This is a genomic window from Pseudanabaena biceps PCC 7429 (genome assembly GCF_000332215.1).
Lineage (GTDB): Bacteria > Cyanobacteriota > Cyanobacteriia > Pseudanabaenales > Pseudanabaenaceae > Pseudanabaena > Pseudanabaena biceps.
Genome location: NZ_ALWB01000249.1, coordinates 1 through 7,234 on the forward strand (window position 1 = coordinate 1; position 7,234 = coordinate 7,234).

Sequence of the window (7,234 nt, forward strand, 5' to 3'; positions counted from 1 at the left end):
GGTTGCCGCGCTCCGCGCGGCAACCCTCTTTTGGGGTTTAATTTTGTCCTAACAAGACTGGCAGCAGCTATAAATGGTTTCAGACTCAAAACCGAAGGTTTGCTTAGAACATAAACCCCAAGAATTGACTAGCGACGCTTTGCGCCGCCAGTCAATTCTTGGGGTTTGATCTGTCCTATGGCGCTTTGCGCTCAAACCCAAACCAAGGAAATTTTTGAAAGCGTTGCTTTGCAACGCTTTCAAAAATTTCCTTGGTTTGTTTGATCGATAATTGCTGTAATTTCCAAAAGTGTGGCTACACTTTTGGAAATTGGTATTAGGCTTTAATCTTGCAATAAAAAAATAGCAATAAAAAAGAGCAATAAAAAAAGAGCAAACTTAGGTTTGCTCTTTTTTATTGCGAATTTGTTTTTTTTAATAGATTTTCATCATCAAGCATGGAGGAAACCTCACAAAGGCGATCGCTAGGCATCTATAACTGCGTTATTGACTGTCTTTTTCCAGCCTCTGGGTAACTTAAGATCGTCTGGATCGACGTAATGACAGGCATAGTCATCCAAGCAGATCAAAGCCCATCCATTTCCGTCAATATTGACCAATTTGTAAGAAGCTTCAAGAACAAAAAAGCCTTTGTGGTTACGGGTATCGGGCTTTACTCTGACATTTTCTAAGATCATTTTGTTAACTTCCTTCTAAATAAAAAATTTATCCCTAGCTGCAATTAAAAAAATTAGCAGTTTCAGTAATTTATATTTAGGTAGCCTAACACCCTTGACAAAAATCCTCTGTTAAGTTTTGATGACAAATCGATATTAGTTATAAAGTTATATGATCTTTAATGAAGTTATTTATTGAATTTAACCGATACTTGTTAACAAATGTTGATAATGGGTATTATTAAACGAATTTTTATCGTTTTAATTTTAGCTTAGTACCCAATCCCTAACCTTTTCAAGGGCTTTCCAGTCGGGACGACGGCGCAATCCTTCTTCAAAATTCTCAACAATTTCGGGCTTAATATCTTTCAAAATCATGAGCCAGTTTTGAGCGGCTTCTACCTGCTCACGCACACCCTTTTGAGAAAGTTCTAGCATAGCGATCGCTAGATTAATGCGACCTTGAGGATCTTCGGGCGCTATTTTAACTGCCTTTTGCGCGGGCTTAAGCGCAAGCTTGGCATTGTTATCTAGCAAATAAAGCCAAGACAGGCAGATCCAACCGCTAGCAACTTTAGGTTGGCGATCGCATACTTTTTCAAACACAGGAATTAGTTCCGCCGCAGATTCACCCTGTTTGTAGCGTTCTATACCCTGAGTGAATAAATCTTCTGCAATTTCTGTATTCATCGAGCGAATCAAAACTCCAAAGCCGTATTTTTTGCCTTAGCGATATTAACATATAGTTTACCCAATAATCGCTTCTACCCATCTAATACCAAATCACAAAATGGCGTAGCCATTTTGTGATTTTAAAACCCTTACTGGGTTTGGTTTTCAATTCCCAAAAGTGTAGCCACACTTTTGGGAATTGGTATAATGCTAAGTTAAGAAATGACGTAGCCATTTCTTAACTTGGTATAAATGAGTTGTGAGATGCTTCGACTTCGCGGAGCTATCGATATGGGTGGGTTGAGCGAAGTCAGCACTTGCCTGAGGGCATAATTTCTCTATGAGCCAGCGTATACCTATTCTGAATGTTGGAATTGACACAACTAGCTATACCGAGATTTGCGATCGCCTTACTACCCTCGTCCAAGATCATAAATCCTGTTATATCGTGGCTGCAAATGTCCATGTAGTAATGAGTGCCTATTGGGATGAAACCTATTGTCAGGTATTGGCAAATGCTGAGATCGTTACCCCAGATGGGATGCCATTGGTATGGGGATTGCGATCGCTGGGAATAGGAAATCAACAAAGAGTCTATGGACCCGATCTAATGCTTGCCCTATGCGATCGTGCGGCGCGGGAAAATCTGCCGATCTATCTATTTGGGGCAACGGCGGTAACCCTAGACAAACTAGAGCAGAACTTAAGGTCGCGATTTCCTGATTTAGCGATCGCGGGTAAACATGCCCCTCCCTATCTAGATCTGCACAACCCTGCCTTTGAATCCCAGTTGGATGAAGATATCGAATTTATTGCTCAATCTGGTGCAAAAGTGTTGTTTGTTGCCCTTGGCTGTCCTAAGCAAGAGTTGTGGATGAGTTATGCCCAACCAAAACTATCAATGGTAATGGTTGGGGTCGGTGCTGCCTTTGATTTCCATAGCGGGCAGGTTTCGCAAGCACCTCGATGGATGATGGCGATCGGCTTGGAATGGTTATATCGCTTTGTGCAGGAGCCAAAGCGTCTATGGCAAAGATACTTAATTAATAACCCCTGCTTTCTTTTTTTGTTTGCTAAGCAACATTTGCAGCGACTGTTAAGTAAGTAGCTAGACATAAAACCACAAATATGAGTGGCGGCGCTTCGCGCCGCCACTCATATTTGTGGTTTTGATTTGTCCGAATAGCGACAGCTATAGCTCAAATTTGGGCAAGATAACCAACAGGGACTTAACTAAGCAAATTTGCGATGAAAAATCAGGTTAAGAGCAGAAGAGGATCATGAGAGTGAGTAGCGATCGCCAATCAACCGATAAGCATGTCAAAAAGTATGATATTCGGGCATGTCATCAAATCCAGCCATGGTCTGGTTTTGAATTTAACTGGATGCGAACGATATTACTAATTGCTAGCGATATTTTGGGATTAGGTATCGCTTGGAAGGGGTCGTTGAGTCTAAATCAAGGCTTTTCTCCACTCCCACCCGAACTAAATTGGGGCGAGTTCGCAGGATTGACAGGGTTGTTTTGGGCTTTTGCGGTGGCGATCGTGGCGGGATTTGCCTATCACAACTTTTATCGGGGGGAGTCCCAATGGCGTAACTATGTAAAGCAGGGACAGTTTATAAGTAGCGTATACCTATCATCGTTAGTCATTAGCTATTTTTATAACCCTACGGTCGATGCGCCGCGATCGCTTTTCCTCCCTGCTTGGATCGGTAGCGTACTAATGATTATTGGTTTGCGACTTCTGCTAACCATACTTATCGATCAATTCCCAATCGCCAGAGCCCATACCCCCGTGTTCATCATTGCTCCAAGCGATCGGATATCCTACTTAACCAAGGTTATTGAAAAAAGAACGGGTTATAAAGTTGTGGGAGTGCTTACTTCGGCTCTTGCCAATAGCTCTCACGCCATGCAAGCCATCATCACCTCTGGTGCTAAGGAAGTAATTGCAGAAGGATTACCCGAAACGCAGCTAGCTTCGCAATTATATTGGCAACTTCGCAATGCAGGTATTGGATTAAGGTTAATCCCCTCTAGCCTCATGCTGCTGCATCGACGGGGGACTCCAGAGATTTTTGCGTCAATGCCCATGATTCGGATCGAGTCAAATTTATTGGCAAATTGGGAATATATCTTTAAACGCTGTTTCGATCTGGTTGCCTCGTTATTCGGATTGATCGTTTTATCGCCTGTATTTATAGGAATTGCGATCGCTATTAAAGCCAGTTCTCAAGGAAGCATATTCTATACTCAAGATCGGGTGGGGCTTCAAGGTCAATCCTTTCGGATGTGGAAATTTCGCAGCATGTTTATGGATGCCGATCGTCGTCAATCCGAACTAGAGCATCTTAACAAGAGTTCGGATGGAGTTATGTTTAAAATCGAACGGGATCCTCGTATTATTCCCATCGGACATTTTTTGCGTTGCACCAGCCTTGACGAACTGCCGCAGTTATTTAACGTACTATTAGGACAAATGAGTCTTGTTGGTCCCCGTCCTTTACCTGTACGCGATGTGGCTCGCTTTAGTAATTGGCATCATACAAGACATTTAGTAATGCCAGGGATAACTGGCTTATGGCAAATATCGGGGCGATCGGAACTGGATACAATTGATGATGTCGCCAAACTAGATCTGTTCTATATCGATCGCTGGACGCTCAACTTTGATTTGGAAATTCTCATTGAAACGCTAAGACTAGTTCTCTTTGGCAAGGGAGCATATTAAGTAATATCAAAACTAAAAATGGCGTAGCCATTTTTAGTTTTTCAAACCCTTACTAGGTTTGCTTTTTAATTCACAAAAGTGTTGTCACACTTTCGTGAATTGGTATAACGTCAGTTTGGGTTAAGTTGGTAAATTCTCAAAGCCCGTTTCAAATTATTCCGAACTCACGTTAAATGAGTAAGGATGGGTGGCGCTTTGCGCCGCCTATCCTTACTCATTTAAATCCTTTTTTTCTTCGGACTACCGAAAAATCCATACTTTAAAGTATTGTCGAGAACATCATTGCTCAAGACTCTCAGACTATACTGTTAAGTAGGTAAGCATAAGCAAACTTAAAATCTAGAAGAGTATACCGCCCGCTTAGCGGACAGTATGCTCTATGGTTTAGGGTTTTCAATTATGCCGAACTACTTACTATAAATTAACCTAAAATCTTGAGGATTACCCAAAATGAGTGAAGAACAAAAATCAGGATTTGGTGGATTTGTAAGCGGGCTACAGCAAAAGGCTGGAGAAGTTGCTGAAGGAATTAAGGATAAGGTTGAAGGAGTTGTGGGCGAAGAGAATTTGAAAAAAGTTACCGATGTCCTAAATACCGATGTTGGGGCGGTTGCCAAAGATTCTGCTGGAAAAGCGATCGATGCCTTAGAAACTGCCACTGGTCGCGATATTGATGGGGATGGAGATATTGGTGGCAAACCCAAGGAGTAATGGAAAGCCTTAAGGGCTTTCAGCTGAATGGGATGACTAGTGATCGCTTTTCTCGATATGCTGTCGTCAAGTGTAAATAATACCAAGATAAGAAATGGCTACGCCATTTCTTATCTTGAAAACCCTTACTAGGTTTAGTTTTTAATTTATTTAGCAATTTTGTATTGAACCATCGGGCATAATTGTGCCGAATAGATTAGCTTCAGATAAACTAACTCCATTTAGAGTAGCTAGCCTCAAGTTAGCCTTGACTAAATTAGTACCGATCAAAAATGCTGCATCTAGCTTTGCTGAAACGAGTTGTGCGCCCGTGAGAATAGCACCGCTCAGATTCGCATTGCTTAAAATTGCATCGCTTAGAATTGTATCTTCCAAATTACTCCTACTCAGGTCGGCATTGCTAAGAATGGCATTACTTAGAACAGCATTTTTGAGATTGGTGTAACTCAAATTGGCATTACTCAAATTGGCATTACTAAGAATTGAATCGGCAAGATTAGCGTGACTTAAATTTGATTGATTAATAGTCGTATTACTCAGATCGCATTCTTGCAAATTGGCATGACTCAAATTAGCAGTACATATTTTTGAGTCAGATAAATTTGAATTGCTAAGATTAGCATATTCTAGATTGGCGTTGGTTAAGTCACTGCGTCGAAGATCGGCATTGGTGAGATTAGCATTGCTTAAAATAGCATTACTTAGATTGGTCTCATTTAAATTGGCATTGCTTAAATCGCTCTCATCTAAGTCAGCTCCGCTCAGATTTGCGCCACTAAAATAAGCATTAGTGAGATCGGCTCCTTGCAAATTGGCTAAACTCAGATCGCATCTCTGCAAGCAGGCTTCGCGTAAATGGGCTCTACTTAAATAAGCGCCACTAACTTCTGCATCCTTGAGATTTGCTTTATATAAATCAGCTTCTCGCAGATTTGCTTTGACAAGATCGGAACTACTGAGATTTGCACCTAATAAATTGGCATTACTCAGATTTGTCCAACGCAAATTTACGCCACTTAAATCCGCTTCGCGCAGATTGGCTCGTCTCAAATTAGTGCCACTCAGATTGGGAATAGTTTCAGGGTTTTCTAGTCTCCATCTATTCCACCCAGCTACGCCTTGTTTTAATATTGCCAGATGCTCTGAGTTTCCCATATATCTCGCCTTTTGCACCATGCTCTCGCTAATGGATGAGCTTATCGATGGTTTATGCTCCCACTAATCCATATTTTGGGAAACAAGAAAAAATCAGCAATAAAAATAAAATTACCATGAGGTTTTATAAGGCTTTCCAGCTACTCCCTTGCTAGTGAAAAATTAGACGGTGCGGGGCTTCGCACCGCACCGCTAATTCTTGGTTTTATACCAAAGCTCAAAAGGGCGTAGCCCTTTTGAGCTTTGAAAACCCTTACTGGTTGTTGTTTTTAATTCACGAAAGTGTGACAACACTTTCGTGAATTGGTTTTATATTTCTATTTCTTTAGTGGGAAGGGAGTAGGTGGGATGGGGACAAGATCGATCGCTTAGATCGCGATCTAAATCGCGATTTAGATCGTGAAGGGCATATTTTTGTAGTAGGTTTAAATTCGTAGCAAGAATGTAGGGTAGCGACTTGTCATTTCAAGACAAAGTAATAGCGATTACGGGCGCGTCAGGAACGATGGGTCGGGCTTTGGTGTCAGAGCTTTCTAAGCGCGGAGCGCAGGTGATTGCGTTAACGACTTCGCCGCAGGCTACTTTCCCTGCCGAGGCAGATCGCCAAACCGATCGCGAAATAGAGGTTTTGACATGGCAGTTAGGTAACGAATCGGCTCTACGCGATCGCTTGCAAAAAGTGGATATTCTCATCCTCAATCATGGCATTAATTTATTGGGGGCGAGAGATTCCGCATCAATTTACAAATCCTATGAGGTTAATACCTTTTCTGTTTTCCGTTGGATGGATTTATTCCTAGAGTCCTTAACCGCAGATAAATCCGAAGATAAATCCATAACTTCAAAAGAAATCTGGGTAAATACATCGGAAGCGGAAGTTAATCCTGCCTTCAGCCCATTGTACGAACTCTCGAAGCGTGCGATCGGCGATCTGGTGACGTTGCGTCGCCTTGATGCCCCTTGCCTGATTCGTAAATTGATTTTGGGTCCTTTCAAAAGCGATCTCAATCCCTATGGCGTGATGTCAGCGAGTTTTGTAGCTTGGGCGATCGCTACTTTAGCTCAGTACGGATTTCGCGATATTATCGTTACTATTAATCCCATTACCTTTATTGCCTACCCGCTCAAAGAATTTTGGCGATCGCTCTATTTTCGGGTATTTTCTCGCTCTCTCCCATAACTTATAATACAAAGTTAAGAAATGGCTACGCCATTTCTTAACTTGAAAACCCTTACTAGGTTTAGTTTTTATAGCTTTTATAGCTATAGTTAGTAATGTTAGGACAAAAATCAAACCCCAATAGA

General features: G+C 41.7%; 7 protein-coding genes. 4 read left to right on the forward strand and 3 right to left on the reverse strand.

Annotated elements, in window-relative coordinates; all coding sequences use genetic code 11:
* Positions 1-464 precede the first annotated feature (464 nt).
* Positions 465-677, reverse strand: a complete 213-nt coding sequence (locus PSE7429_RS19835; RefSeq protein ID WP_009629135.1) for a hypothetical protein — start codon at positions 675-677, stop codon at positions 465-467.
* Between the two features lie 246 nt (positions 678-923).
* Positions 924-1,346, reverse strand: coding sequence for a tetratricopeptide repeat protein (locus PSE7429_RS19840; RefSeq protein ID WP_009629136.1), 423 nt, complete (start codon positions 1,344-1,346; stop codon positions 924-926).
* Positions 1,347-1,668: 322 nt separating this feature from the next.
* On the opposite strand from PSE7429_RS19840, the gene PSE7429_RS19845 reads away from it, so the two are divergent.
* The 3 genes from PSE7429_RS19845 (at position 1,669) to PSE7429_RS19855 (ending at position 4,774) form a co-directional block, all read left to right on the forward strand.
* Entirely contained in the window at positions 1,669-2,436 is a 768-nt protein-coding gene (locus PSE7429_RS19845; protein ID WP_009629137.1) for a WecB/TagA/CpsF family glycosyltransferase, read from the forward strand.
* Positions 2,437-2,608: 172 nt separating this feature from the next.
* Positions 2,609-4,063, forward strand: coding sequence for a sugar transferase (locus PSE7429_RS19850; protein ID WP_009629138.1), 1,455 nt, complete (start codon positions 2,609-2,611; stop codon positions 4,061-4,063).
* Positions 4,064-4,513: 450 nt separating this feature from the next.
* Positions 4,514-4,774, forward strand: coding sequence for a hypothetical protein (locus PSE7429_RS19855; protein ID WP_009629139.1), 261 nt, complete (start codon positions 4,514-4,516; stop codon positions 4,772-4,774).
* Between the two features lie 150 nt (positions 4,775-4,924).
* On the opposite strand, the gene PSE7429_RS19860 is transcribed toward PSE7429_RS19855, so the two are convergent.
* Positions 4,925-5,929, reverse strand: a complete 1,005-nt coding sequence (locus tag PSE7429_RS19860) for a pentapeptide repeat-containing protein (RefSeq protein WP_100228996.1) — start codon at positions 5,927-5,929, stop codon at positions 4,925-4,927.
* 457 nt (positions 5,930-6,386) lie between these two features.
* Between PSE7429_RS19860 and PSE7429_RS19865 the strand changes: the two genes are divergently transcribed.
* Entirely contained in the window at positions 6,387-7,109 is a 723-nt protein-coding gene (locus PSE7429_RS19865) for a bifunctional sterol desaturase/short chain dehydrogenase (protein WP_009629141.1), read from the forward strand.
* Positions 7,110-7,234: the final 125 nt, after the last annotated feature.

Bases quoted from the DNA above. Each gene is read 5' to 3' on its own strand.
- PSE7429_RS19855 (WP_009629139.1), top strand. From the start codon at position 4,514: ATGAGTGAAGAACAAAAATCAGGATTTGGTGGATTTGTAAGCGGGCTA.
- PSE7429_RS19850 (WP_009629138.1), top strand. From the start codon at position 2,609: ATGAGAGTGAGTAGCGATCGCCAATCAACCGATAAGCATGTCAAAAAG.
- PSE7429_RS19845 (WP_009629137.1), top strand. From the start codon at position 1,669: ATGAGCCAGCGTATACCTATTCTGAATGTTGGAATTGACACAACTAGC.
- PSE7429_RS19840 (WP_009629136.1), bottom strand. From the start codon at position 1,346: ATGAATACAGAAATTGCAGAAGATTTATTCACTCAGGGTATAGAACGC.
- PSE7429_RS19860 (WP_100228996.1), bottom strand. From the start codon at position 5,929: ATGGGAAACTCAGAGCATCTGGCAATATTAAAACAAGGCGTAGCTGGG.
- PSE7429_RS19835 (WP_009629135.1), bottom strand. From the start codon at position 677: ATGATCTTAGAAAATGTCAGAGTAAAGCCCGATACCCGTAACCACAAA.